Source organism: Nonomuraea sp. NPDC005650, from assembly GCF_040605375.1.
GTDB lineage: Bacteria > Actinomycetota > Actinomycetes > Streptosporangiales > Streptosporangiaceae > Nonomuraea.
This window is the reverse complement of sequence record NZ_JBEXCR010000014.1, coordinates 166,139-190,802: the sequence shown is the minus strand read 5'-3', so window position 1 is coordinate 190,802 and position 24,664 is coordinate 166,139. Positions and strand designations below refer to the sequence as shown.

At 68.7% G+C, this 24,664-nt stretch carries 22 protein-coding genes and 4 tRNA genes; 13 read left to right on the top strand and 13 right to left on the bottom strand.

Going from position 1 to position 24,664, the window contains the following annotated elements; genetic code table 11:
• Positions 1-114: 114 nt before the first annotated feature.
• From ABZS69_RS24960 to ABZS69_RS24940, 5 genes are all read right to left on the bottom strand, one after another.
• The gene (locus tag ABZS69_RS24960; protein WP_355376689.1) at positions 115-546 is read right to left on the bottom strand and encodes a nuclear transport factor 2 family protein; all 432 of its coding nucleotides are present in this window, start codon (positions 544-546) and stop codon (positions 115-117) included.
• A 41-nt stretch (positions 547-587) separates the two neighbouring features.
• Positions 588-3,155, bottom strand: a complete 2,568-nt coding sequence (locus ABZS69_RS24955; protein WP_355376687.1) for a hypothetical protein — start codon at positions 3,153-3,155, stop codon at positions 588-590.
• A gap of 87 nt (positions 3,156-3,242) precedes the next feature.
• The gene (locus tag ABZS69_RS24950) at positions 3,243-4,073 is read right to left on the bottom strand and encodes an aminotransferase class IV (RefSeq protein WP_355376685.1); all 831 of its coding nucleotides are present in this window, start codon (positions 4,071-4,073) and stop codon (positions 3,243-3,245) included.
• Positions 4,070-5,098, bottom strand: coding sequence for a chorismate-binding protein (locus ABZS69_RS24945; RefSeq protein ID WP_355376683.1), 1,029 nt, complete (start codon positions 5,096-5,098; stop codon positions 4,070-4,072). The genes ABZS69_RS24950 and ABZS69_RS24945 overlap by 4 nt, the downstream gene beginning before the upstream one ends.
• The gene (locus tag ABZS69_RS24940) at positions 5,065-5,982 is read right to left on the bottom strand and encodes a LysR family transcriptional regulator (protein WP_355376682.1); all 918 of its coding nucleotides are present in this window, start codon (positions 5,980-5,982) and stop codon (positions 5,065-5,067) included. The genes ABZS69_RS24945 and ABZS69_RS24940 overlap by 34 nt, the downstream gene beginning before the upstream one ends.
• Positions 5,983-6,040: 58 nt before the next feature.
• Here ABZS69_RS24940 and ABZS69_RS24935 point away from each other — a divergent pair, with 58 nt between their 5' ends.
• Positions 6,041-7,198, top strand: a complete 1,158-nt coding sequence (locus ABZS69_RS24935) for a Rid family hydrolase (protein ID WP_355376680.1) — start codon at positions 6,041-6,043, stop codon at positions 7,196-7,198.
• A 50-nt stretch (positions 7,199-7,248) separates the two neighbouring features.
• Here ABZS69_RS24935 and hutH read toward each other — a convergent pair whose 3' ends face one another.
• From hutH to ABZS69_RS24920, 3 genes are all read right to left on the bottom strand, one after another.
• A complete protein-coding gene (gene hutH, locus ABZS69_RS24930; protein WP_355376678.1) occupies positions 7,249-8,799 on the bottom strand; it encodes a histidine ammonia-lyase in 1,551 nt (516 codons plus the stop codon).
• Positions 8,800-8,821: 22 nt separating this feature from the next.
• Positions 8,822-9,529 (bottom strand): metalloregulator ArsR/SmtB family transcription factor, encoded by a 708-nt coding sequence (locus ABZS69_RS24925; protein WP_355376676.1) that lies wholly within the window; start codon positions 9,527-9,529, stop codon positions 8,822-8,824.
• A 116-nt stretch (positions 9,530-9,645) separates the two neighbouring features.
• On the bottom strand, positions 9,646-10,200 hold the full coding sequence (locus tag ABZS69_RS24920) for a hemerythrin domain-containing protein (RefSeq protein ID WP_355376674.1): 555 nt from the start codon (positions 10,198-10,200) through the stop codon (positions 9,646-9,648).
• A 111-nt stretch (positions 10,201-10,311) separates the two neighbouring features.
• Here ABZS69_RS24920 and ABZS69_RS24915 point away from each other — a divergent pair, with 111 nt between their 5' ends.
• The 5 genes from ABZS69_RS24915 to ABZS69_RS24895 all read left to right on the top strand — a co-directional run bounded on the left by ABZS69_RS24915 (position 10,312) and on the right by ABZS69_RS24895 (position 12,958).
• Positions 10,312-11,520: a hypothetical protein gene (locus tag ABZS69_RS24915; protein WP_355376673.1), complete on the top strand. Its 1,209-nt coding sequence runs from the start codon at positions 10,312-10,314 to the stop codon at positions 11,518-11,520.
• A gap of 392 nt (positions 11,521-11,912) precedes the next feature.
• The gene (locus ABZS69_RS24910) at positions 11,913-12,638 is read left to right on the top strand and encodes an SDR family oxidoreductase (protein WP_355376672.1); all 726 of its coding nucleotides are present in this window, start codon (positions 11,913-11,915) and stop codon (positions 12,636-12,638) included.
• A gap of 82 nt (positions 12,639-12,720) precedes the next feature.
• Positions 12,721-12,792, top strand: a tRNA-Gly gene (locus tag ABZS69_RS24905).
• Between the two features lie 15 nt (positions 12,793-12,807).
• Positions 12,808-12,878: transfer RNA gene (locus ABZS69_RS24900), tRNA-Cys, on the top strand.
• Positions 12,879-12,883: 5 nt separating this feature from the next.
• Positions 12,884-12,958 (top strand) — tRNA-Val (locus tag ABZS69_RS24895).
• Positions 12,959-13,433: 475 nt separating this feature from the next.
• On the opposite strand, the gene ABZS69_RS24890 is transcribed toward ABZS69_RS24895, so the two are convergent.
• Positions 13,434-14,816, bottom strand: coding sequence for a hypothetical protein (locus ABZS69_RS24890; protein WP_355376670.1), 1,383 nt, complete (start codon positions 14,814-14,816; stop codon positions 13,434-13,436).
• A gap of 81 nt (positions 14,817-14,897) precedes the next feature.
• Between ABZS69_RS24890 and ABZS69_RS24885 the strand changes: the two genes are divergently transcribed.
• Positions 14,898-15,518 carry a DUF305 domain-containing protein gene (locus ABZS69_RS24885; RefSeq protein WP_355376669.1) on the top strand — a complete coding sequence of 207 codons (621 nt, stop codon included), beginning with the start codon at positions 14,898-14,900 and terminating at the stop codon, positions 15,516-15,518.
• A 4-nt stretch (positions 15,519-15,522) separates the two neighbouring features.
• Here the strand turns inward: ABZS69_RS24885 and ABZS69_RS24880 are convergent, their stop codons facing one another.
• Complete coding sequence (locus ABZS69_RS24880; RefSeq protein ID WP_103958541.1) at positions 15,523-15,939, bottom strand: SsgA family sporulation/cell division regulator; 417 nt, start codon at positions 15,937-15,939, stop codon at positions 15,523-15,525.
• A 516-nt stretch (positions 15,940-16,455) separates the two neighbouring features.
• Here ABZS69_RS24880 and ABZS69_RS24875 point away from each other — a divergent pair.
• The 4 genes from ABZS69_RS24875 to ABZS69_RS24860 all read left to right on the top strand — a co-directional run bounded on the left by ABZS69_RS24875 (position 16,456) and on the right by ABZS69_RS24860 (position 18,796).
• A tRNA-Val gene (locus ABZS69_RS24875) sits at positions 16,456-16,530 on the top strand.
• 22 nt (positions 16,531-16,552) lie between these two features.
• Positions 16,553-17,323 carry a dihydrofolate reductase family protein gene (locus ABZS69_RS24870; RefSeq protein ID WP_355376667.1) on the top strand — a complete coding sequence of 257 codons (771 nt, stop codon included), beginning with the start codon at positions 16,553-16,555 and terminating at the stop codon, positions 17,321-17,323.
• Positions 17,320-17,775 carry a dCMP deaminase gene (locus tag ABZS69_RS24865; protein ID WP_355376666.1) on the top strand — a complete coding sequence of 152 codons (456 nt, stop codon included), beginning with the start codon at positions 17,320-17,322 and terminating at the stop codon, positions 17,773-17,775. The genes ABZS69_RS24870 and ABZS69_RS24865 overlap by 4 nt, the downstream gene beginning before the upstream one ends.
• A gap of 559 nt (positions 17,776-18,334) precedes the next feature.
• Positions 18,335-18,796 (top strand): hypothetical protein, encoded by a 462-nt coding sequence (locus ABZS69_RS24860; RefSeq protein ID WP_355376665.1) that lies wholly within the window; start codon positions 18,335-18,337, stop codon positions 18,794-18,796.
• Between the two features lie 1,095 nt (positions 18,797-19,891).
• Here the strand turns inward: ABZS69_RS24860 and ABZS69_RS24855 are convergent.
• The 3 genes from ABZS69_RS24855 to ABZS69_RS24845 all read right to left on the bottom strand — a co-directional run bounded on the left by ABZS69_RS24855 (position 19,892) and on the right by ABZS69_RS24845 (position 22,157).
• On the bottom strand, positions 19,892-20,866 hold the full coding sequence (locus ABZS69_RS24855) for a DUF4360 domain-containing protein (protein WP_355376664.1): 975 nt from the start codon (positions 20,864-20,866) through the stop codon (positions 19,892-19,894).
• 40 nt (positions 20,867-20,906) lie between these two features.
• Positions 20,907-21,200: a hypothetical protein gene (locus ABZS69_RS24850; RefSeq protein WP_355376662.1), complete on the bottom strand. Its 294-nt coding sequence runs from the start codon at positions 21,198-21,200 to the stop codon at positions 20,907-20,909.
• A gap of 729 nt (positions 21,201-21,929) precedes the next feature.
• Positions 21,930-22,157, bottom strand: coding sequence for a hypothetical protein (locus ABZS69_RS24845; protein WP_355376660.1), 228 nt, complete (start codon positions 22,155-22,157; stop codon positions 21,930-21,932).
• Between the two features lie 622 nt (positions 22,158-22,779).
• On the opposite strand from ABZS69_RS24845, the gene ABZS69_RS24840 reads away from it, so the two are divergent.
• The gene (locus ABZS69_RS24840; protein ID WP_355376659.1) at positions 22,780-23,346 is read left to right on the top strand and encodes a hypothetical protein; all 567 of its coding nucleotides are present in this window, start codon (positions 22,780-22,782) and stop codon (positions 23,344-23,346) included.
• Positions 23,347-24,161: 815 nt separating this feature from the next.
• On the top strand, positions 24,162-24,611 hold the full coding sequence (locus ABZS69_RS24835) for a hypothetical protein (RefSeq protein WP_355376657.1): 450 nt from the start codon (positions 24,162-24,164) through the stop codon (positions 24,609-24,611).
• The last annotated feature ends 53 nt before the right edge of the window (positions 24,612-24,664 follow it).

The following is a 24,664-nucleotide window of genomic DNA, read 5'->3' as shown; positions in this document are numbered from 1 at the left end:
TTCGACCGGGGAGGGCAGGGGGACTGCTGCCCGCCCCCGCGCTGCCCTGAGGGTTTCGACCACAAACGTCTTAACTCTGTATCCGCCCCGTCCCCGCAGCTCAGCGGAACCGGGTTATCGGGCGGTGCGCCAGGCCTGCTCCTCGACCAGCTCCACGCTGCGCCACCCGTCGGGGGTGCGCCGCAGGCGATGGTGGTACCAGCCGCCGCCGTGCAGGAAGCCCTCGGTGTCCGCGGTGACCATGTCCCTGGTGGGGGCGAGGGTGTCGGTGAAGGGGGCGCTCACGCGCGCCTCCCCGTCCTGGAAGTCGATGCTCGGGGCCCCGATGAGGTGCAGCCGCCCCGGCCAGTTCGGCAGCACCTCGGCGAGCCAGCTCTTGACCTCCTCCCGCGTGCCCCTGATGCCGCCGGTGGAGCGGTAGTCGATCACCGCGTCCGGGCTGAACACCTCGTCGAGCAGGTCCCATTGGCCGGAGTCGATGGCGCGGGTGTAGCGGGCCAGCAGTCCGGTGATTTCGAGTCGATCCGCGATCTCCTGCGTGTCCATGGGGTGATCGTCGCGCTATGAGCGCTCGATGACCAGATCGTTCAGCGCCGCAACAGCCCGGACAGCCGCTCGCGCGACGCCCGTACGGTGAACGGCTCGCAGGCCGCGCAGTAGTAGCCGCGCCCGAACGTGAACTCCACCGCGCCCGCGGCCAGGTTGACCAGCACCCGGTCGTTGTCGACGCTCACGGTGCGCGGGTTCTGGGGCGGCGGCATGAGCGGGCGCAGCGCGTCGGCCAGCCGCCGCCGGCCCGCCGGGGTGAACGCGGCCGGGGCGAAGATCTCCTGTACGGTGAGCGCCCGGCCCGCGGCCCGGTCGTAGTTGACGGCCCGCCCGGCGTCCCCCGCCATCATGTAGCGGACGGAGATCACGTCGGCGTCGTCGCGCACGACCACGTACGTGGACGTGACGGCACGGGAGGCGGCGGGGTCGGCGCGCAGGTCGCGCGACGCGCGTTCGACGGCCGCCCGCACCGGCTCGGCGAGCGCCGCGTCGATCCGCGCCGCGTCGGGGCCCTGGGCCCGCGGGTAGGAGACGTCGATCGTGAGCCTCGGGCGCTGTTCCCGCCAGGTGACGGGGCTGAGCGCGACCCGCTCGCGCGCCGGGCTCCCCTTCACGGCCGGCGCCGCCGCCACGAGCACCAGCAGCGCCGCGCCGTACAGGAGGAGCTTGCGCCGCAGCGGCACCACGAGCGCGGCGGCCACGAGCGGCCCGGCGACCAGGCCCGTCTGCAGCCCGGTGACCGGGTCGAACAGGCCGGCCAGCCCGCCGGCGACCACCGACAGCCCCCAGACGGCCAGCAGGGGCGCCATCCGGCGCTCCTTCGTGTTCAGCCTGGCGAAGGCGAGGTAGACCAGCCCGGCCAGGAGGACCACGTACAGCGCGCCGGTCAGGTTCTCCAGCGGCGGGCGGGTCACGCACAGCACCGGCACGGCGAGGAAGGGCGCGTCGGCCCGCCCCACGGGCGGCCCGAGGCCGAACCCCTGGAGCGCCCCCGCCACCACGGCGATCACCAGCGCCGCCCCGCCCGCCCGCGCCGCGGCCAGGCCGCGCTCCCCGCGGCTCGGCACGTGCGGGCGCACCTGCTCCTTCCAGGCCCGGTAGCGCTCGCGCAGCTTCGCCCAGCCCTCCTCGCCCTCCAGTTCGACCACGCGGACGAACCTGGTCAGGCCGACCTGCGAATGCACGATGAACAGCAGCGCCCCGAACACCGGCACCACGAACCCGGTGAACGCGGCGGCCTCCCGGGCGGGCGAGACGTCCAGCGGCCGCTCGCCGGTGACCGCGTGGCCGATCACGCTGCCGAGGTTCCAGGCCAGCGCGGTGGCCAGGGCGAGCGCGCCCGTCAGCACCAGGTAGTCCGACGCGGGGAAGAGCCGGACGAGCTGTCCCCGGACGGCCGCGTACACCAGCGCCGCCGCCGTCACCGCGAACGCGGCCACCACCGCCCACGACCACACCACCACGGTCCTGCCCAGCGCCGGGTCGGGCGGGGCGAGCAGCGCCAGCGCCCGCAGCGGCGCGGGCGTCTCCTCGTCGAACGTTCGCCGCGTCAGCAGCGCGAACCGCGAGGTGACGGCCAGGCAGAAGTACGTCAGCGCGACCGCCGCCCCGGCCACCAGCAGGCTCCACCGCCGATCGGGCCGCACGGGATCGGGCGCGGCGGCCGGGCGCTGCCTGGCGGGAATGACCGTCTGGAGCCCGGTGGCCGCCAGCGCGAGCAGCAGCGGGGGCACGGCGACCTGGGCGGGCTCGGCGATCAGCGCCGTCCCGAGGTCGCGGAGGTAGCGCGCCGCCCAGGCCCAGCCCAGCGGGTCCGCGAGCAGCAGCTCCCGCATGCCGCGGTCGATCGCGACGACGGCCGCGTACACGACCGGGGCCGCGGTCAGCGCGACCCACGCCAGGACGAACGCCCGCCCAGGCCGCCCCTCGACCGGTAATCGCCGCCGCAGCACGCCCTCCAGCGACCCGGCCGCGACGGCGGCGAGCACCACGGCCACCTGGTCGAAGTAACCCGGCGAGAGCGGCAGCCAGGCCGGCAGGTCGTGCCGTCCGAGGAAGACGCTCCAGACCACCGACCACCCGGCCACCAGGCTCGGCAGCACCCAGCCACGCGGCCGGAACGCCAGGGTCCTCTTCTTCGCGGCCTTCTTCGTGGCTTTCTTGGGCGCGGCGGGCTCGCCCGGGGCCACGCGGGTGACGGCCAGCGCCAGCAGGGCGGAGAGCAGCGCCGTCGCCATCCCCCACGAAGCCGCGTACGTCACATAGTCCCGAAAGGGCACATCCTGCAACCGCGCCCACATCAGCACGGCCAGCACCCCGGCGGGGCCGCCGGCCAGCCCCCAGCAGACCAGCACCCCCAGCCGCGACCCGCCGAACCCGGCCCACCGGAACGCGAGGTAAGCCCCGCCGGTCAAGGCCAGAGCGAAGGCCACCAGCGTCGCCGCCGTGCCCCCCGCCGGCGCCCTGCCCATCCCGGGGAAGACCAGCACGCCGCCGAGGGCCCGGCCGAGCAGGAAACCGCCCACGGGCGGCAGGGCGCACACGCCGGAGACGGCGAGCACGGCGATCAGGGCCGCGAGCAGGAAGATACGGGTCGACTTCGCCACGCCCCGTCCTCTGCCCGAGCCGGGTCGGATGCCTCCGCGCGGTGACGGTGAAGTGGCCCAATGGTGAGCGCGGCCGGGCCCTTCCGCTTACGGGTTCAGATCGGCGGCGGAGCGCTCGGCGAAGATCCGCATGGCCTTGGTGGTGATCGGGCCGGGTGCGACCGGCAGCTCGGTGTCGTCGACGAGCCCGATCGGCTGGACGTCCCGGGTCGTCGAGGTCAGGAACGCCTCCTCGGCCTCGTACAGCGCCGACAGCGGCACGTCCGTCTCCTCCGCGCCGCACCATTCGAGCACCAGCGCCCTGGTCACCCCGGCCAGAGGGCCGGCCTCGAGGGTGGGGGTGAGCAGGCGGCCGTCGCGGACGATGAAGATGTTGGAGCCGGTGCCCTCGCAGAGGTTGCCCGCCAGGTTGCCGAAGATGGCCTCGCCGCCCCCGCGATTCTTGGCGTACAGCAGGGCCTTGGCGTTGTCGCCGTACGAGGTGCTCTTGACCCCGGACAGGGCGCCGCGCTCGTTGCGGGGCCAGGGGACGACGGTGACGTTGGCGGTGGCAGGGAACGGCTTCTGCTCGTCCACGATCACGACGGACGTGGTGCCCTGGTCGCCGCGGTCGGAGCCGAGGGGGCCGGGGCCGCTGGTGTAGGTGACGCGGATGCGGCCGAGCTGCCAGGCGGGCGCGACTTCCAGGAGCTTGGCGATGCCGTCGGCGATGGCCTCGACGTCGGGCTCCGGCAGATCCATGCGCTGGGCGGAGAGCGTGAGCCGGTCGAGATGGCGGGTGAGCGCGAACGACCGACCGTTCACGATCTTGATCGTCTCGAAGACGCCGTCGCCGACCATGAGTCCGTGGTCGAACACCGAGACGGTGGCCTGCGCGGGGTCGATCAGCTCGCCGTTGACCCAGACAGGGATGTTCATGTAGTTCCTCCTGTGGATGCCAGTGCGATGAGCCTGGCTGCTTTGAGCTCGGTTTCGAGCCATTCGCGCCTGGGGTCGCTGCCCCAGGTGATGCCCGCTCCCGTGCCGAATCGGATCTCGCCGCCGCCGTGAGCCGGCGTCGAGATCCAGAATGTTCTGATGCCCACGGCCAGCGCCGCCCGGCGGCGGTCGGCGTCGACCCAGCCCACAGCCCCACAGTACGGCCCCCGGGGAGCAGGTTCGAGCTCGTTGATGATCCGCAGAGCCGACGACTTGGGCGCGCCCGTGACAGATCCGGGCGGAAAAGTCGCGGCGAAGAGCTCGGGCCAGCCCGCCCCGGGCGCCAGTCTGGCCCGGACGGTGGAGACGAGATGGACGAGCCCGGGGTGCTCCTCGACGGCGCAGAGCGACGGCACCTCGACCGAGCCCACCGCCGCGACCCTGCCGAGGTCGTTGCGGACGAGGTCGACGATCATGACGTTCTCGGCGTAGTCCTTGTCGAGGAGGTCGTCCGCGGTCGCGCCCGTGCCCTTGATCGGCCTGGACTCCACCACGTCGCCGGAACGCGACAGGTAGAGCTCGGGCGACGCGGACACCACGCTCAGGCCGGGCACCCGGATGACGGCCGCGTACGGCGCGGGGTTGCCCGCGGCCAGGCGGGCGGCCAGGGCGAGCGGGTCGGCGTCCGCCGGGACGGGGGCCGACAGGATCCGGCAGAGGTTCGCCTGGTAGACCTCGCCCCGCTCGATATAGCCGCGGATGGCGCGAACGCCCTGCTCGTAGGCGGCCCGGTCGAGTGAGCTGCGCCACTGGTCGGGCCGGGGCCCGTGCCAGGGGCCGGCGGGAGCGGGCAGGGGAGATCGGCGCACCCGGTCGAACCGGGCGCACGTCACCTTGCCCTCGTAGTCGACGACGACAGCCCACCAGCCCTCGCCGTCGAGCGCGGCCAGGTCGGAGGTCACGTCACGCAACCCGGTCGCGTACACGTGTCCTAAGTGGGCGAAACCGTCGTACACACTCCCCATTCTCCCAGCATTTCGACGAGCTCCAGCGCGGCCGGCAGTGGCGTCTCGGGCAGGGCGGCGTACACCTTCCGCGCGGGCGCCATTCCCCGCAGCGGCCGCAGCACCAGGTCCGGCGGCACGGCCCGCGCCGCCAGCTCCGGCACCAGCGTCACCCCGAGCCCGGCGGCAACGAACCCGAACTTGCCCGTCCACTCGGCCACCCGCAGCCCGCTGCGCGGCGTGAACCCGGCCGCCGCGCACGCGGTCACCAGCAGGGTCGGCTGCCCGCGCGGGGCGGCCTCGATCCACGTCTCGCCGGCCAGGTCCCGCAGGTCCACGTCGGCCTCGGCGGCCAGCCGGTGGCCGCCGGGCAGCGCGACCAGCAGCCGGTCCTCGCGCAGCGGCACCGTACGGACGCCCTCGGCGGCCAGCCCGGCCGGGTAGTCGCTGATCACGGCCACGTCGAGCGCGCCGCCGCGCAGCCGGTCCATCAGCCGCGGGGTCAGCCCCTCGACCAGCCGCAGCTCGACGCCGGGCCGCCGCTGCGCGAACCGTTTGAGCGTGCCGGGCACCAGATCCACGTTGGCCGTGGCGAACGCGCCCACCCGCAGCGTCCCGCCCCGGCCGGTGTGGATGGCGGCCAGCTCCTCGCCCGCGCGTTCGAGCCGGTCGAGCACGGCCACGGCGTGCCGGTGCAGCGCCTGCCCCGCGGGGGTCAGGCGCACCCCGCGGGGCAGGCGCTCGAAGAGCGGCCCGCCGGTGGCGCGCTCCAGCGCGGCGACTCGGCGGGAGACCGCCGACTGGGTGTATCCGAGCAGCTCGGCGGCGGCCGTGAACGAGCCGCTCGCGGCGACCTCGTGGAACAGCCGCAGCGCTCCTGGATCCAAGGCATTCAGATCTCGCATGGCTGATATGCAATCTAGTCGGTGGTGGAATACCTCGCGTCCAGGTTGACTGTCGCACATGATTGCTTTTCTCGGACAGGGGCGCATGGGCGTCCCCATGGCCCGGCGGCTGACCCGGGCCGGGCACAAGGTGACCACGTGGCGGCGCGGGGGCGGCGTGTCCGCGGCGGCGGCGGTGGACGGGGCCGAGCTGGTCGTCACCATGCTCAGCGACCCGGCCGCGGTGCGGGAGGTGCTGACGGCGGCGCTGCCGGGGCTGCGGCCCGGCGCGACGGTGGTGGAGATGTCCACGATCGGCCCGGAGGCGGTGCGCGAGCTGCGCGCGCTGCTCCCGGCCGAGGTGGGCCTGGTGGACGCGCCGGTGCTGGGCAGCGTGGGCCCGGCGGCCGACGGCACGCTGACCGTGCTGGCCGGCGGCGACGTGTCGGGCTGCCGCGAGGTGCTGTCGGTGTTCGGCTCGGTGCGGGAGCTCGGGCCGCTGGGCGCGGGCGCGGCCATGAAGATCGCCGTCATGAGCGCGCTCGTGCCCGCCCAGGTGCTGCTGGCCGAGACGTTCGCATACGGCGAGGCGCACGGCGTGGACCGGGGCGCGCTGATCGACGTGCTGTCTGGCACCCCGCTGGGCACGCTGGCGGAGCGGCTGCGCGTGCCGTCCGCCGAGACCCGCTACTCGCTGGCCCACGCGACCAAGGACCTGGAGCTGGGCGCCTGGGAGGGCGCGTCCATGGCCGGCGCGGCGCGGGCCAGGCTGCAGGAGGCGCGGGCGGCCGGGCTGGGGGAGCGCGACCTGACGGCCGTCGCCGAGCATGCCGGCGGGGGTCCCGCCCACCGCGCGGTGCCGCTGAACCTGTCGACGATCCCCGCCACGAACGGCCGCTACTCGCACGCCGTACGCGTCGGCGACATGCTCTACGTCTCCGGCCAGGCCGCCTTCGACGAGCACGGGGACCTCGTCGGAGAGGGCTCCATGGCCGCCCAGTCCGAGCACATCTTCCAGGTCGTCTCGCGGATCCTCGCCGACCAGGGGGCGACGTTCGAGGACATCGCGTTCATCCGGTCGTACGTGACGGACATGGACCAGCTCGTCGAGTACGGGCGGGTCCGCGCGAAGTACATCACCGGCACGCCCCCGGCCAGCACCACCGTGGAGGTGTCCAGGTTGTTCCGGCCGGGGCTGCTGCTGGAGGTGGACCTGATCGTCGCGCTTCCCCGCTAGTTCAGGGGAGTCGGGCTTCCCCGCTAGTTCAGGGGAGTCGGGCTTCCCCGCTAGTTCAGGGGACCGGTGACCGACTCCGCCGCCGCCACCACGCCGCCGTCGGCCACCAGGCGCACGGCCGACTCGATCTCCGGCGCCAGGAACCGGTCGGGCCCCGGCGCGGGCACGGTCTCGCGCAGCGCCTTGACCACGGCGGCGGTCGCGGGCGCGGGCACCAGCGGGGCGCGCAGGTCGAGCGCGCGGGCGGCGGTGAGCACCTCGACGGCCAGCACGCGGGTGAGCCCGTCCACCGACTTGCGCAGCTTGCGCGCCGCCGACCAGCCCATGGACACGTGGTCCTCCTGCATGGCCGAGCTGGGGATGGAGTCCACGCTCGCGGGCACGGCCAGGCGCTTCATCTCGGAGACGATGGCCGCCTGGGTGTACTGGGCGATCATGTGACCCGAGTCGACGCCGGGATCGTCGGCCAGGAAGGCGGGCAGGCCGTGGTTGCGGGCCACGTCCAGGAACCGGTCGGTACGCCGCTCCGACATCGAGGCCAGGTCGGCGGCCACCACGGCCAGGAAGTCCAGGACGTACGCGATCGGGGCGCCGTGGAAGTTGCCGTTGGACTCGACCCGGCCGTCGGCCAGCACGGCGGGGTTGTCGACGGCGCTGGCCAGCTCCCACCCGGCCACGGTGGCGGCGTGCGCGATCGTGTCACGGGCGGCCCCGGCGACCTGGGGGGCGCAGCGCAGCGAGTAGGCGTCCTGGACGCGGGTGCAGGACTCCGGGTCGCGGTGGCTGGCCATGACGCCGGAGTCGCGCAGGACCTTGGTCATGTTGGCGGCGGACAGGGCCTGGCCGGGGTGCGGCCGCAGCGCCTGCAGCTCCGGCATGAACACCCGGTCGGTGCCCAGCAGCCCCTCCACGCTCATCGCGGCGCTCACGTCGGCGGTCCTGACCAGCGCCGTGAGGTCGTGGATGGCCAGGATGAGCATGCCGAGCATGCCGTCCGTGCCGTTGATGAGCGCCAGGCCCTCCTTGGCGGCCAGCTCGACGGGGTCGATGTGGGCCTGCTTGAGCGCCTCGCCGGCCGACTGGAGGCTCCCGGAGGCGTCCCGTACGACGCCCTCGCCCATCAGCGTGAGCGCGACGTGCGCCAGCGGCGCGAGGTCGCCCGAGCAGCCGAGGCTGCCGAACTCGTGCACGACCGGCGTGATGCCCGCGCTGATCAGCGCGGCCAGGGTCTTGGCCGTGGTGGGCCTGATGCCGGTGTGGCCGGTGGCGAGCGTGTGCAGGCGCAGCAGCATGAGCGCGCGCACGACCTCGGTCTCGACCTCGGGCCCGCTGCCCGCCGCGTGCGAGCGCACCAGCGAGCGCTGGAGCTGGGCCCGCAGGGCGGGGTCGATGTGCCGCGTGGCCAGGGCTCCGAAGCCCGTCGAGATGCCGTACGCGGGCGTCGGGCTCTCGGCCAGCTCGTCCACCCGCTGGCGGGCCGCCGAGATGGCGGCGAGGGCGTCGTCGGTGAGCTGTACGGCGGCGCCGTGACGGGCCACCTTGATGACGTCGTCGAAGGTCAGGGGCTCGGGGCCGACGTTCACGACTTCGTTGTCGCGCATGGGGAGTCTCTCTCGCTGCTCGCTAGGTAACCGGCGTACCCGATGTTAGCTCCTTACTTGGGAACAATGCGGACAGGCCCTCCCTGCCCTCGTCGGTGAGGACCACCGCCCTGGGCACCTTCCCACGCCGGTACCAGCCCCGTTCGAACAGCACCTCCGTGATCGCGGCCCCGAGCGCGCCGCCGAGATGCGACCTGCGCTCGGTCCAGTCCAGGCACTCGGGCGCGAACCGCCTCCTGGACCCGCGCGCGCCGTCCACGTCCACGCCGATGCCGCCGAGCAGCCGCTCGCCCGCCTCGGTCAGGTCGTGCGCCGCGTAGTAGCCGCCCTCCCTGAGCCGGTCGAGCAGCCCCACCCCGGCGCGGCCCGCGAGGTGGTCGTAGCAGGTGCGGGCCTCCTCCAGCATCCTGGCCTGCCTGGACTGGCGCAGCGACCGCACGGGCGGGCGGGCGCTGACCCTGGCCAGCACCTCCAGCACCTCGGCCACGTCGTGCCCGGACAGGCGGTAGTAGCGGTGGCGGCCCTGGCGTACGACGTCGACCAGCCGCCCGTCGAGCAGCCTGGCCAGGTGGGCGCTCGCCGTGGCGGCGCTGACCCCGGCCACCCTGGCCAGCTCTCCCGCCGCCAGGGCCCGCCCGTCGAGCAGGGCCGTCAGCATGGCCGCCCGGGTCGGGTCCGCGATGAGCGCGGCGACGGGGGCTATGTCGGCGTCACGAGCGATGTACTCCATGCGTACGACGTTAGTACGGCGACATTTCGACCTGCGTCGAAGCGTCAGCCGCAGTCGCCGGGCGCGTGTCAGCGGCGCTTGCCGAGCGCTTTGTGGAGCGCTTTGCGGAGCGGGCGTCAGCCGCGTTTGCCGAGCGCTTTGCGGATCAGCTCCCGAGCCCGCTCCATCAGCGCGATCGGCGTGCCCACCAGCACGTTCTTGGTGGCGCTCTCCGTGCCGGGGTGCGGGCGCAGCGGGGCGAGGCTCTCGGCCGCCCGCACCGCCGCGGCCATGGCCCGCCGCTCGACCGCGGAGGTGTTCGCACGCAGCTTGGCGAACTCGTAGCGTTCCTCGCTCCGGGCGTGCGCGGCCACGGCGAGCCGCAGCTGGCCGAGGCGCTCCCAGAACTGCGGATGGTCCACGCCCCCCTTGTGGAGGTCGAGGAGGAGCTGTTTGGCCCGGTTCTCCTCGGTGAGGCGGTCGCCCACGACGCCCTGCCCGTTGTCGAGCTTCCTGCGCGCGTACGGGTGGACGATCTCCTCCTCGGCCGTCTCGTGCACGGACAACAACCGCGTCAGGCGGTCGAAGGCCTCCTCCACCTTGTCCGGCGGCGCCTGCTCGACCTCGTCGAACAGGTCCCTGATCTGGCTGTGCTGGGTCACCAGCAAATCGATGACATCTTGTTCACCCACGCCCGCGCCCTACCCGGAGCTCCGGCGGGCACGCGCTTCCTTACCGAACGCGGGCCGTTAGAGGACCGAACGCGGAGGTTGCCGCATTTCGCCCCGGGTAAGCGCAGCGACATGGCCTTCGACCCATTGCAGGAGCGGGGTATCCCGCTGGACGACCAGCTGCGCGCCTGGAACCAGCTGAACGTCACACCGATCGACCCCGACCACATCGACCCCTACACGCGGTGCCGGATCATCACCATGAACGGGATCGAGACGGAGGCGATCTTCTTCGGCCACCAGCTCGCCCGCCACTGCCCCGACGCCGAGATCAGGCAGCGACTGGCGCGGGTGCGCTACATCGAGGCACAGCAGCAGAAGGTGGTCAACTGGCTGCTGCCGGGGGTGTCGTCGGTGCTGGAGACCACGATCGCCTACGAGCAGGCCGCGGTGGACCTGACGGCGTGGGCGGCGCGGATGGAGCCGGACGAGTACCTGAAGCAGGCTTACCAGTTCGGCGCGCTGGAGCATCTCGACCATCTCTACCGGTACGCGAACCTGTACGAGATGATCGAGCACCGCGCGGCCGAGAAGATCGTGGGCCGGGTGACCGAGGTGATGCCGGGGCGGCCGACGTACCTGCAGCACCGGGACCCGACGGACAACGTGCGCGAGCCGTACGACAGGGGGAAGACGGAGCCGCTGTCACGGCTGCACGCGCTCACCGTCATGGCGCTGGAGCAACAGCTCATGAACTTCTCCATGAACGCCGGCCCCATGTGCCTGGAGCCCGCGGCCCGGCGGCTCTACCAGGAGATCGCGCTGATCGACGAGGGGCACCTCACCCACTACGAGTCGCTGGCCGATCCGGGCGAGAGCTGGTGGGAGCGGCTGCTCAACCACGAGTACAACGAGTGCTACCTGTACTACTCGTTCATGGAGACCGAGTCGGATCCCCGGGTGAAGGGGATCTGGGAGCTGCATCTCAACATGGAGCTGGAGCATCTGCGGCTGGCGGCGGAGCTGTTCAGGCGCTTCGAGGGGCGGGATCCGGACCAGGTGCTGGCTCAGGCGTTCCCGCCGCCGATGACGTTCGCGCCGAACAAGGCGTACCTCCGCGACCTGCTCGCCACCCAGGTCGACCGCACGACCCTGGGGACCGGGTACGTGCTGGAGGAGCACGAGCGGTTCAGGAGGATGCGGCAGGCGCTGGCGGACGGGGAGCGGACTCCGTCGGAGCGCGTCATCGACGGCAACCGCGCGGTTTCCGGCCGCGAATACCGCCTGGAGACGGAGGGCCCGCACCCGGCGGCCGTGTCCGGCGGCCCCCAGGGCCGCTGAAACCCGGCCTACGGGGCTCAGGACGTCAGGCTCAGAGTGCTGGACGGCGCTCGCCGGGCTCAAGGGCGCTCTCCGGCGCTCGCCGGGTTCGGGGCGCTCGCCGGGCTCACGCGCTCGACGGCGCTCATGTCGCCTGAGCCTGGCCGATGGCGCTCACATCGCCTGGGGGAGCCAAGTCGACGGTGCCCACGTTGCCCGAGGGGGCCGGGTGGACGGTGCCCATGTCGACTGGGGGAGCCGGGCGGACCGTGCCCATGTCGACTGGGGGAGCCGGGCCGACGGTGCCCGCGTCGCCTGAGCTTGGTGGATGGCGCGTGCGTCGCCAAGGCCCGAGCTGCGGGCGTTCGAGGAGATCGTCGAGATCGAGGAGATCGTCGCTAGAGTCGGATCTCATGACAGCAGTCGCCCTCGTGACCGGCGCGTCGCGCGGCCTGGGAGCCGTGATCGCGCGCAGGCTGGCCGCCGACGGCTTGGCCGTCGCCGTCAACTACAGCCGGGACGCCGACGGCGCCGCGAGGGTGGTGGACGAGATCCACGCCGCGGGCGGCGCCGCGGAGGCGTTCGGCGCCGACGTCACGCACGAGCCCGACGTGGCGGCCCTGGTCGCCGGCGTCACCGAGCGCCTGGGCCCGGTCCACGTCCTGGTGGTCAACGCGACCGGCCAGCAGCCGTCCGTCGCGCTGGAGGACCTCACCTGGCAGACGCACCTCGACCAGCTGGAGTTCTTCGTCAAGAGCCCGACACTGCTGGTGCAGGCGGTGCTGCCGGGCATGAAGGAGCACGGCGGCGGACGCGTCATCCAGATCGGCTCCGACATCGTGGACCGCAAGCTGCCCGGCATGTCCGCCTATATCGCGGCAAAGGGCGCACAGCACGCGATAACCCAGGTGTGGGCCCGCGAGCTGGGCCCGTACGGCATCACGGCCAACGTCGTCGCCCCCGGCTGGATCCCGGTCGAGCGGCACGCGGGCCTCGACGAGAGCGATTACCTCGTGGAGGTGCCCCTGGGGCGCATGGGCACGCCCGGTGACGTAGCGGCGGCCGTCTCGTTCCTCGCCTCGGAGGGTGGTGCGTTCGTCACAGGCCAGCGCATCACCGTCAACGGGGGCCACACGTGACCTGCGGGAGCGTAATCCAGTTTGGGTACTCGGCCAGGATTCGCTAGAGTTCTCTCGTCGCCCCGGGTAAGACGGGGCGGATGCGGAAGTGGCTCAGTGGTAGAGCATCACCTTGCCAAGGTGAGGGTCGCGGGTTCGAATCCCGTCTTCCGCTCGGAGCTTCCGGCTCGGTGGCGTGGCCGAGAGGCGAGGCAGCGGCCTGCAAAGCCGTCCACACGGGTTCAAATCCCGTCGCCACCTCACAAGGACGATTAGCTCAGCGGGAGAGCGCTTCCCTGACACGGAAGAGGTCACTGGTTCAATCCCAGTATCGTCCACCATGCTCCAAAAGCCCCAGCTCACGGCACCTGCCGGGAGACTGGGGCTTTTTCGCTGTCCCGGGCCGATCAGGTGGCGTTCCGGGCCGATCAGCGCGTCGTCCGCGCGTGCACCCGCCGCATTGCCCCGCCCAGCCACTTCAGACCGCCGACCAGCAACCGCCGACCAGGGACCACCCAAGAGCGGTCACGTGGTGACGGGCGCCCAGGCGGCCCTCCAGTGTCGATGAGCGGCCGCCGTACAGAAGGAGGGACTCCTCAGGGACGGCGCCCAGGTAGCGTCCACGAGCGGGGCTCACGGACGGGGCTCACGGGCGGCGCTCAGGGCACGGCGGCCAGTGGTGCCCTGGACGGACGGGCGGGCGCCGTCAAGAACAAGAAAACGGCACCCACCCGGGAAGACGTTCGAGTCAGCGTCCGGAGACGGCCACGTGGGCCGCACCCCGAGAGCAACTGGCAATCGGCACTCGGCCCTGGGTCAGTACGACTTCTGGGTCTGGACGTTGAAGTCGTCCATCTTGACCTTCTTGGCCGGATCGGTGAGGGGATCGTTGATCTGCAGCACGTCCAGCCCCGCCATGATGTCGCTGGAGTAGATGTACCCGTTGTAGTAGTACGCCGACCAGGAGCCCGCGATGCCACCGCCAGGGAACGGGCCGCGTTCGAAGTAGCCGATCTCCTTGGGGTTGGCCGAGTCCGTGAAGTCCCAGATCGACACCCCGCCCTGGTACCACGACTGCACCATGACGTCCTTGCCCGGCACCGGGATCAGGGAGCCGTTGTGGGCCACGCAGTTCTCGTTCTCCTGCTGGTCCCGGGGGATCTTGAAGTATCCGCGCCGCTCCAGCTTGCCGTTCACGATGTCGTACACGGCGTCCGCGCCCTTCGTGCGCGGCGTGTTGCTGTCGCACGTGGCCTGGCCGCCGCCGCCCAGCTCGTCGCTGAAGACGACCTTCGTGGCGTCGTTGTTGAACGTCGCCGAGTGCCAGATCTGGAAGTTCTCCGTGTCGGTGATCTGCTGGAGGACCTTCGGATTGACCGGGTCGGAGATGTCGAGGAGCACACCGTCGCCGAAGCAGGCAGCCGCGGCCAGCTTCTTCTCGGGGTACGCGGTGATGTCGTGGCAGCCGGAGGCGAGCTCGGAGTGCTGCCGCTCAGGGAAGATATCCGGCTTCGCCACGATTTTTGCGGACTGAGGCGACTTTGTGGGGATCTCTACGATCTGGATGAGCTCGTGCGGCGGGGGACAGGTCTTCGACTCGGGCTCGGGGCCGGGCGAGGAGACGTACACGTACAGCGTTTCCCCGGCGGGGACCATCGTGTGGGTGTGGGAGCCGCAGTCGGTCCTGACCGCACTGATGTACTTGGGGCTCTTCTTGTCGGTGATGTCGAAGATCCGCAGCCCCTCCCATTCGCGGCTGTCGTCGCCGGAGTCGCACTCCTCGCCGCCGCGCGGCTCGTCGATCGACAGGACTAACAGGTTGCCGTACACCGAAACATCGTTCTGCTGCGCCGGACAGGACACCGTGCTCACCAGTTGAGGCTTGGTCGGTTCGCTGATGTCATAGATCGCGAACCCGCCGAAGTTCCCCACGTACGCGTAGTCACCCTGGAACGCCAGGTCGGTGTTGATGTCGTCGCGGCCGTTCATCGGGGCGGGGCGCGGCATCTGGGCGACGAGCTTGACGTTGTCGCTCGTCATCACCCCGTCGTCGGACGACGGCTTGCCGGTTGGAGCGCTGGTCTCCTGCGTGGAGGTGGCGGGTGTGGACTCCCCGGACGCCGACTGCCCCGCCGCGCAGGCGGAGGTTAACAGCAGCACCGTACACAACAACGCTCCGCGCAACTTGGCAGAGATCAACGCGCATTCCCCTTTGTCTCGTAGTTCACTATGGAAGCTATGTCAGTGGGTACGCGGTCGTGTGCGGTGTTCATCACAGTTGTGACCACATTTGTGCTCGCAGCCTGCTCACAGGAGCCTGCCGCGCCTGCCGGGCCCTCCCCCGTGGGCACGGGGGCGCCGGTGATCGTGCCGGGGCGTCCGGGGGCGGTGGGCCGTACCGCGACGCCGGGGGAGCGGGTCGGGCAGACGCCGGTGCCGACGGTGGCCTCGGACGTACGTTTCGCCGAGGCCATGATCCCCCACCACCGCCAGGCCCTGGAGATGACCTCACTGGTGAACGACCGTACGACCACGGACACCATCCGCGCGTTCGCCCGCCAGATCACCGCCGCACAGACCCCGGAGATCAAGGCCATGACGGCCTGGCTGGACGAACTCGGCCGCTCAGCTCCGGACGCTCACACCCACACCGAGGCGGCGGGGTACGGCATGGCGACGCCCGAGGAGCTGAACGCCCTGCGCGCCGCGAAGGGGGCGGCCTTCGACCGCATGTTCCTGCAGCTGATGACCCGGCACCACGAGGGGGCGGTCAAGATGGCGGGGGAGGAGCTGGCGACCGGCCGGGACCAGCGCATGCGGCTGATGGCGAAGGACGTCTACTCGGGTCAGAGCATCGAGATCGCCCGCATGCGCAAGGTCCTGGAAACGCTGCCTGGCTAGGGGGTCAGGAGGGCCAGAGCATGTTGGTCAGCTCGGCGTCGAGATCCATGTAGTCCGTCTCGCGGCCCGCGGGGACCTTCTCGTACGTACGGTGCAGGAACTCGGTGAGCGGGGCCAGCGGCACCTCGAAGAGCGCCTGCCCGAACGGGGACGTGAGACTGATGTGGAGCGTGCGCTCGCCGTCGGCACGCGCCGGCCACACCTGTACGTCGCCGTCGCCGACACGTCTCACGATGCCCACGGTGAGCAGTTCGCGAGCAAAGATCCACTCGACCGGCTCGTCATTCCCTACGTGGAAGGCCATGCGGATGGCGTAAGGGTCGTCGGCTGTGTAACTCAGTCCGGCGAGCAGGGGGACGGTAGTACGGTCGGGGACCACAAGCCGAAGGCCAAGCTCGGCGGAGACGGTGGTGCTGTTCATCGTCAGCCAAACCTTTTCGTCGTAGGTCCCCTCTTCGGGGCTTTCACTGCTCTGACGGACTTCGTCCTGCAGCTATGACGCGGAACGAAGAAACCTGTAGGAAAGATTCCGCTCCAGGGGCCTTCTGTAACGCACATCACAGCTGGACATTTAGGCATCTACCAGGCTAAACGGGATCAAATCGGGTCGTATTTACGAGGGTTTTGCGTGTTGTGGAGCCTGTCCCGCCGCGCCGACCATGAACGTTTCTTGCCAAAAGATCGCGATCGGTGCCTTACGGAACAGGACGATGGTATGCCACCGACCCACCCCGCCGGTGGGCAACCGCCGCGTTTCACCTGAATCCCTCCCCGGCCCCGTCCTCGTCACCCCGGAACCTCCCCCGATCCTCCCCGGAGCAACCCCAGAGCAACCGCGCAGCCACCTGCGAACCACCACCCGGCCGCTTCGCTTCGCCAGCAGGTGCCAGAGTGCGGTATGGTTTTCCCCGTCGGCACCGCAAGGAGCCGACAGGGCGGGCGATTAGCTCAGGGGGAGAGCGCTTCGTTCACACCGAAGAGGTCACTGGTTCGATCCCAGTATCGCCCACCAAGGTCAAGGGCCACATCCCAACATGGGGAGTGGCCCTTTTGATCTTCCGGGTGACTATCTGAGTGACTGTCCTGTTCCATGGTCGTCACAAGGAATCATCTGCCATGTCCCAGCGCCCACACGTCCTGCTGAGCTGCGCAGTGTCCGTCGATGGCTACATCGACGACACATCCCCGAGCGCCTACTCCTGTCCAACGCCGCAGACTTCGATCGTGTCGATGACGTTCGTGCTCACAGTGACGCCATCTCGATCGGTGCCACAACCATGCGCAAAGACAATCCGCGGCTACTCGTGAACTCTGAAGCTCGCCGGAACGAGCGCGTCGCCCAGGGGCTTCCACCGTTCCCAGTCAAGGTCACGATCACTAACAGCGGTGACCTAGACCCAGATCTCAGGTTCTGGCATCACGGCGGAGACAAGATCGTGTACTGCCCCGAGTCGAGCGCGCCGAAGCTTCACGAAGCGCTTGCGGGCCTAGCCGACGTCGTCAGCGTAGGACCAAGCGTTGACCTACCAACGGTGCTTGATGACCTGGGTCATCGCGGAGTCCGTCGCCTCATGGTTGAAGGCGGCGGTACGGTTCACACACAGTTCCTGACTCAGGGCCTAGCAGACGAACTACAGCTTGTCAGCGCCCCGATCTTCGTAGGCGACGCCACCGCTCCGAGGTTCGTCAACGCCGGTGACTTCCCTGGAGGCTCCGGCCGTCGCATGAAAGTCGCCGAGGTCCGCGCCATCGGTGACGTCACGCTAATTCGCTACCTGCCAAAGGAAGTCTCCGACATCTCATGAGCGGCATCACCACGACGGACCACGAATGGCTGATGCACGCCATCGAGCTTGCGAAAGCATGTCCCCCCTCAGCGACAGCCTTTTCCGTTGGCGCCATTATCACGGACAGTGCCGGCCACGAGGTCGCGCGCGGCTACTCGCGTGAATCCGATCCTCACATTCACGCGGAGGAGTCAGCCCTAGCCAAGTTGAAACCCGGCGCCCATACCGACATGACGATCTACAGCAGCTTGGAACCCTGCTCCGAGAGGCGTTCTCGCCCACGGACCTGCACTCAGCTCATTCTTGACGCAGGTATCCGTCGTGTGGTGATCGCTTGGCGTGAACCGAGTCTGTTCGTGGACGACTGCCAGGGAGTTGAGCTCCTCACCGCCAGCGGGGTCGAGGTCCTCGAAGTTCCCGAGCTCGCAGACGCAGCAGCCGCCGTCGGCATGCCAGCTGACAGACGCTGACGGGCACCGCTTGCGTGTGCCAGGTCTCGGGACCCGACAGACATGGTCTGCGTGCTCTGTGAGAACTTTCTGTACGTCTTTAAAGCGGCCCTGACAGGCCGCACGCGCTGCCGACTCGGCGCGGGCCGGCTGCGTCCACTTAGGCTCCCGCACCGGCCCGCGCAAACGCCGGTCAGCTGGCGCGAACGAGGACAGGGCCGCTTCGTAGGCGCGGTGCGCTGCCCACGGGGTGAGGGTCGCCAAGCGCAGGCGCAGCCAGTCACGGGGCTGGGCTTACCGCATGCCTCCGGCGGGGCGCTCCGGCTCCGGGCAGGCCAAGATCACGGCGAGCGGCGGTGGGGTGGTCGCGGTGGAAGCCTGCCCATCTGCCGCCGTCCCAGGACAAGCCCTAGCAGACCAGCCGCGGGGCCGCCACGCTCCATCACGGCCGTGACACCGGGCGCGCGGCCGGGCAGCCCCGCGGCTGGCCCGCTACCTCTGCGGGTGGGACGACGGCAGACGGGCAGGGTAGACGTTGGTCAACGCTACGCCGCTACGCCAGAGCGCATAACATGCCTGAATGCAGTTCGTGTTCTCCAACGTCAGCGCAGACGATCTCCACTCTCGCCACTCGGCTGAGATTCTGGCCCACGTTGAGGCAGATTTTTCAATCACTGACGGAGAGCGCCTGATCTTCACGGAACACCTCTTCCCCGTCGCCGAACTTGCCGTGGAACTGCTGAACTGGCGAAGCGGTCCTGAGGGTGTTCCGTTCGAGATGCAGTCAGGAGGATTCTCTGATGATGGAGCCGTGCGTATCCACCGGCGCCAAGAAGGATGGTGCGTCGGATCAGTCTTCCACCCCGATGTGTGGACCACTGCCCTTCCTCTAACCATCATTGACCAGAGGATCAGAACGTTTGTCGCCGATGTGAAAACGGCGTGTCTGGTCGAACTGCAGATCGACATCGCTTCCGTCTTGCCGCTTGCGGGCTCCGACGAATTCGAGTCCTATCGCGGGAGCGGGCGGCAAAGTGAGTGACATCCGGGGTGCTCTGTGAGGTTCGATCACGCACAGCAGTGCACAGGTGCATCGGCTTGAGCAGCCAAAACACCTGGCCGCATGATCAGTAGGTCTGCTTCACACCGAAGAGGTCACTGGTTCGATCCCAGTATCGCCCACCAAGGTCAAGGGCCACATCCCAACATGGGAGTGGCCCTTTTGATCTTTGTGCAGCAGCAAAGTGCAGCAGCCCCTATCGGTCGAGACTGTCCCCAGGGCGCCTGAGAGCGTTCCCGGTGGCCTCGGTCGGCACTTCGCTGTGATCCATCGTTACGGCGATCCGGCTGTGCCGGAGGATCTGCATCGCGACATGAGGATGCACCTCCAGTGCGACCAGGAGCGAGGTGCACGTGCGACGCGTGTCGTGAACCTTGATCAGCCGCACGTCGGCTTGCCGGCAGGCGGCATGGAAGTGCCGCGGGGTTCGTACGGCGTGCCGTGCTTGGTCGTGACCACGAGCCCGTTGCTCACCCAGCTCAAACACGCGAGTAGCACCGAATGTATGCCAGGTATGTGATGGTCGCAGGCTTGTAGTCCGTGAAATGGTCCACAAAGCCGCCGAAACCTCCGGCACCCTGGATCGATGTATCCACCCGCACGACCTCGCCCGGCTCCACGAGTGCGGCGCCACGACCTACGCTGCGCGGCTGATTCGCACCGCCTGGGTCAGCCGATACCTTCCAATATGGGTATGTCAGCTTAGGAACCCGATTTTGTGCCCTGATCGGGGCCTTGCCCCCGCTCAGAAGTTGGACTCTGGGTCGCCACTGCTCACCGAAGCTGACCGCGGCGGATCGCACGCTGGTCGCACACGGTTGGCACTCCTTCGCCGGATCGGCTCCCGGGCGATGGTGAAGGGCGGCCGGCTTTCGCCCGGTGTCCTTGGCCGGGCCGTGAGCGAAGGGGCCCGTACGCTGGCCCGGCGGGTCGCGCAGGTTCCTTCCTGCCCGCAAGCGTCCGACCTGGGTCCCCTCGCTTCGGGACCCGGCGCGGCCAAGGCGGGTAAAGCAGGTCGCCCGGCTCCGACCTCGACTGATTCGTCCCGAAGCCACATCACCGGAGCGTCGACCTGACTCAGCAGGAGGTGGTCGTCTCGGCTACGCAGGAATCGGTGCCCGGCCCGCCGTTAGCGGTGTCGGTGCCCGGCCCGCCCAGGATCCGGTCGTTGCCGGCTTCGCCGTCGAGGGTGTCGTTGCCGGCGTCGCCGCTGATGTCGTCGTCGCCGTTGCCGCCGAAGACGGTGTCGTTGCCCCCACCGGCGGCGACCCGGTCGTTGCCCGCGAAGGAGAGGATGACGTCGTCGCCGCCCAGCGCGGCGATACGGTCGGCGAACGGTGACCCGCAGATGACATCGGCGCCCGAGGTGCCGACGATGGTCTGCCCCGAGGTGGCGGTGCGCCGGTCGATGGTGCAGCCCGGTCCGTTTTGGAGCGTCCCGTCGACACTGTTGGTGTTGAAGAAGCCGCTGCCGGTCTCTGCGGGGTTGTTGGTGAGGACTAGGCCCGTTCCCCCGTTTAGCGCGCGGGTTTCGCCCTGCGCCGACGCCACGTCGTCGTGAAGCAAGATCCGGTCGGAGAAGAGGTACGTGTCGTCGTGTGGCCCCGAGATCTGCGAGCGAACCGACTGAGCCGGGACGGGAGCACCGCGGAAGTCGTAGCTTGCGCTCTGCGTCGCGCTCATCCCTGCTTGGTCCATGAGCGCGTAGCCCTGGTAGGAGAACTTGGCGGTGGAAAGCGAGCTCCCCGGCGGCGTATGCACGTTCAGCGAGAGCGTGCATTCCTTGTCCGAAGCATTACCGCCAGGTTCGATGAGCGTCTCGTATGAGCTGAATGTAACGGTGAACGACTTCCCGTCGGGGCTGATCGCCGCCTCCCATGTCCCGGGCGGGCACCCGTTTCCGTTCGCACTGACGCTCGAGATGTATGCCTCGGCCGGGTTGGGGGCAGAGGATGCCGCGACCGCGGGGGTCATGACTGCTGCGGTGAGGACGGTGGCGGCGAGTGTACGTGCGGCCAGCTTGGGGAGTGTGTTGCGCATGATGAATGGCACAGGGCATTCCTTTCCGTGGTGAGCATTCCCGGCGAGAACGTCAGGTAATTTCCTGAGGCTCGTTGACCTGCGTCAGATCGAGCTTGTGAATGGTGTCGCGGTAGCGCGGATGCCGGAGTTGTTCTTTTTCGTATACGCCCGCACCGCTGCGATAGTGCGACAAGGGGGATACCCCAGCGTCAATCATGAAAGACGTACGTACGTTTATAAGCGAGCAAATAATCAGCAAGGAGCGAAAAGAGGGAGTGTCCTTTATGTCTGAATATCCGCCATTAAAATGGATATTATCCTGACGTGTAGCTCCCGAAAGATCCGACTCGTGCAGATATGCCATGATTCCGAGAATCTGGCCCCTGGCGCGGCGGTGGGCCGGGGGCGGAAACCGGAGCAGCAACCGCGCCATATTCGGGCGACCTTGAGCGGTCGTTAATGACCCTGCGAGCAGCGCAAACAACCTGTAGCGATCTCGCTGCCGAGATTTCGGGACGAAAAGGCAACAGCGTGGCATGGGGCAGCTCTCCGGCCGGTCCCCCAGCGGCGGCGCGCGTGCCGGCAAGCGGCACTTCCCGAACCTTGTGAGCCGCCGACTTCAGGCAGGGCAATCAGCGCGCGAGAAAGTCCACCGGGACACATGTACATGCGATCGCGGCTTACCCTGGTGCGTCGGCCCGGTATGGCTGTGCCTGCCCGACGAGGAGATGATCACTGCGTCTTTCTGGCTGCCGGATGGACCCGGGATGAGGCTGTCGAGAAATTCATCAGGATAAACCAACGCCGGACGTTACCTGTGCTCATCTTGGTGCCGTTTCGTGTGGTGAACGGCAGGCGATCCTGACCGTCCGAGTTCGGTGCGCTTCCACGGCCGCTCTGGTGCTCCCAGAGAGCTAACACTGCGGTGAGGCAGTTGAAGCGTACGACGTGACCTAGGGATCTTGGTGTCCCCGCCGGTACGGACCGGCCGCCAGAAGTACACGGTGAAGTTGTCATGCTCCCAACCGGCCTCAATCGCGGCCGCCACTCCTGGCGTTCTTTGTCGTAGGCAACGACATGCGATCAGGTGAGCTCACGCAGCTCCTCCGTTCGGGTGCCTGTGAGTAGCGACAGCGACGCGTATGCCCAGAGCCACGGTTCTGGCCTGCTCGGTGGCTTTGAGCACCGCTTCGTTCTGCGTGAGCGTCAGGGATTTTGATGGCGGTCCCGGCTTTCCCTTCGGCAACTCGCAGAGCGAGACGGCGTTGCGTTTGACCTTGTCGCGGGCTTGTGCCGTGGTGATGGCCCGTTTGAGGATCAAGGCGGCTCAGTGGGCCGCACGCGTCGCCGTCTCGGCGCACGCCGCTGCCTCTCGCTTCGCTCCCTGTGGACGGCGCAAAAACGCCGGACCGCTGGCGCGAACGAGTGGGTGGGCCGCTACGACAGTACAGAGTGATCACAGGGAGCGCACTTTCCGGACAGGGGACGAATCGGTCAGCGCACGCGCGCGCGGTCGCGAGTCCGGTTGCTCGTGGCCGGCGTCTGAAGCAGACGACTGTGGAAACGCGGTGGCTCTCCCTCCCGCTGACCAATAATTCGCGGCACCCGGAACCTGCGGCCGTCGCAAGAATGGCGGGCCTGGAACCTCGCGGGTTCCTGTGCACACGAAGCCTGCCTTGACAGGACCGGGGCGACAGTCGAGAGCTTTGGGCAGCTAGCGGGGGCGGGGGAGAGTGGGGCGTGTGATTCAAGCCTGGCTTGCATTTCCGTCGCCGGCCCGCTGCCGCTCCGCGGTGGGTCGACGGCAGGCGGGATGGACGGCTGGATCGCGGTAGCCGCTTCGGGTTTTCACCCCTTGAGCGCGCGCCCGTCCTGCTGGACGATGGCAATGACTGGATCGCCTCGCGCGTGCGGGGCTCCAACAGGGGAAGGGGGCATGAATCATGGACGATCCGCAGAGCGTTGTGGACGGCTTGATCGGCAAAGGGCGGGAGGACTATCCGGCAGAGGTGAAGCGGGCAGCTCTTATCCGCATGGACTACGACGATGATATTCAGGACAATAAGACCTATTGCTACCGGATCTGGGCTGCCACCGAGGGGTACACGCTCACTCCCGAGGACAGCGAAACCCTATTCAAGCTTGTCCGTGATGCCATGGACTGGAACATCCAGCCGCGACAGGTGGTTTCGCTGCGCGGTATAGATTTTGAGATCAACGAACCCCTCCCATGGGATGGTGAATATGAATATTTCTTCATTGATCTCAGGAGGCCGGTACGCTCACGGGAAGAAGTATCGAAGGAATATCAGCCTGCTGGTGTGTTCGTGGTGCCGGCCATGACTTCTTTCCAGACCATGAGCGACGACTATTCGGAGAGATGGAATGAAACCGGCGTCATCGTCGCGGAATATGACGGCTATGTGGTGCCGGGCTTCATGTCGAGGAATTTCTATATCTCTGTCGCGGAAGTCGGGCAGGCGAATCTGGACTGGCGCCCCCAGCATTGATCACAGGAAGGGCTCCCGCCCCACAACGCAGGGGTCATCCATCGGCGACTTTTTCTACCTCGGGCATGGGTCAGATTGGGACTCCCCAGCTCCGGAACTTGGGTGCTGCGTGCGAGGAGAGCTGGTGAAGAAGCGGCCGGCGAGAGTTCGAGCGAGGTAACAGCCTGCTAAGGCCAGGCAAGAGCGCGCGTAAACCTGATCATGTCGACAGTAATCGTCTTATAGGCGACTGACATGCCAGCCCGCCCACACAAGGCAGGCGAACATCACAATGGAAATCGCGACCGTGAACGCCTCAGGGCTTACGGCCAGCGCACCCAGGCATGTGATGCCGGTAATGATGGCGGCCACGATGAAGGCGGCGTTTCGGTTGATGCGGATCCGTGCTGGTTCGGGGCGGGCTGCCGTCGGCGGGAGTGGTTCCCATAGGAAGCCGCATTTGGGGCATCGCCACGGTTGGTCGTCGGTGCCGGAGTCCGGGCGGACGCACTGGTGAGAGGTCACGGTGTCGGTCCTTTCGGAGTCCACTTCTGTCAGGAGTCCTCGGGGTCGGCGTACGGGAGGGTGAGGATCTTGATCGGGTCGGCTTCATCCTAGGTCCACTCGCGGTTACGGCGCAGCGGGCGAAGATCCTTCGTGCGCATCGGCTTGGGTGGCCGGTGCTGCTGCGTTATTTGATGTCGGTTTATTGGTGAGTGCCGGATTGCGGTGTCGTAAAAATGCGTTTGCTGAGTCCTGGTGCCTCGGCATCGAGTGGCGGGTGTGGGTGGCTTACGTCTGCGCGTTGGCGACTTCTCGCGCGTAGGGTCAAGGTGTTGGCCTCCGGTGGCAAGCGTGATTTCTGCCAGAGAAGGGAGAAACCAGACATGACGGCTTCCGGTGATGAATTACGCGCCGCATATCAGGCCCGAAAGGATCTCGGTCCCGAGTACGAGGACGCCCTCATAGAGTCCTTCCTGCAGAAGATGGATCAGGAGGTCGACCGGCGGGTGGAAGACCGGCTCGCCCAGCAGCGGCAGGTGCGTGAGGTTCAGCCGGTGGCGGGTTCGGGGCAGCGGCTTGCGCTGGCGATCGTCTCGCTGACGCTCGGCGTCGTGGCGAGTGTCGCCGCCCTCGGTGCGGAGGCCAAGGGGGCTGTGCTGGCGATCTGGATCGGCATCGCCGTGGTCAACGTGGCCTTCATGCTGGGCAACAGGCCGGGAGGGGCGTCCATGAGGAGTCCGGGCACTCCTCCGAGTGCCGGCGGTTCGTGGACGAATCAGTAGTAGAGGCCGGCGTGGTCACGGGAGACCCCTCCGATGGCCGGGCGGTCAGGGGA

What these genes read in the sequence shown, in the direction of transcription:
- ABZS69_RS24950 (WP_355376685.1), bottom strand. Translation starts at nt 4,073, where the DNA reads ATGAACATCCCTGTCTGGGTCAACGGCGAGCTGATCGACCCCGCGCAG.
- ABZS69_RS24870 (WP_355376667.1), top strand. Translation starts at nt 16,553, where the DNA reads ATGGGGAGTGGCCCTTTTGATCTTCCGGGTGACTATCTGAGTGACTGT.
- ABZS69_RS24960 (WP_355376689.1), bottom strand. Translation starts at nt 546, where the DNA reads ATGGACACGCAGGAGATCGCGGATCGACTCGAAATCACCGGACTGCTG.
- ABZS69_RS24865 (WP_355376666.1), top strand. Translation starts at nt 17,320, where the DNA reads ATGAGCGGCATCACCACGACGGACCACGAATGGCTGATGCACGCCATC.
- ABZS69_RS24935 (WP_355376680.1), top strand. Translation starts at nt 6,041, where the DNA reads ATGATTGCTTTTCTCGGACAGGGGCGCATGGGCGTCCCCATGGCCCGG.
- ABZS69_RS24860 (WP_355376665.1), top strand. Translation starts at nt 18,335, where the DNA reads ATGCAGTTCGTGTTCTCCAACGTCAGCGCAGACGATCTCCACTCTCGC.
- hutH (WP_355376678.1), bottom strand. Translation starts at nt 8,799, where the DNA reads ATGCGCGACAACGAAGTCGTGAACGTCGGCCCCGAGCCCCTGACCTTC.
- ABZS69_RS24915 (WP_355376673.1), top strand. Translation starts at nt 10,312, where the DNA reads ATGGCCTTCGACCCATTGCAGGAGCGGGGTATCCCGCTGGACGACCAG.
- ABZS69_RS24940 (WP_355376682.1), bottom strand. Translation starts at nt 5,982, where the DNA reads ATGCGAGATCTGAATGCCTTGGATCCAGGAGCGCTGCGGCTGTTCCAC.
- ABZS69_RS24840 (WP_355376659.1), top strand. Translation starts at nt 22,780, where the DNA reads ATGGACGATCCGCAGAGCGTTGTGGACGGCTTGATCGGCAAAGGGCGG.
- ABZS69_RS24850 (WP_355376662.1), bottom strand. Translation starts at nt 21,200, where the DNA reads ATGGCATATCTGCACGAGTCGGATCTTTCGGGAGCTACACGTCAGGAT.
- ABZS69_RS24925 (WP_355376676.1), bottom strand. Translation starts at nt 9,529, where the DNA reads ATGGAGTACATCGCTCGTGACGCCGACATAGCCCCCGTCGCCGCGCTC.
- ABZS69_RS24880 (WP_103958541.1), bottom strand. Translation starts at nt 15,939, where the DNA reads ATGAACAGCACCACCGTCTCCGCCGAGCTTGGCCTTCGGCTTGTGGTC.
- ABZS69_RS24945 (WP_355376683.1), bottom strand. Translation starts at nt 5,098, where the DNA reads ATGGGGAGTGTGTACGACGGTTTCGCCCACTTAGGACACGTGTACGCG.
- ABZS69_RS24910 (WP_355376672.1), top strand. Translation starts at nt 11,913, where the DNA reads ATGACAGCAGTCGCCCTCGTGACCGGCGCGTCGCGCGGCCTGGGAGCC.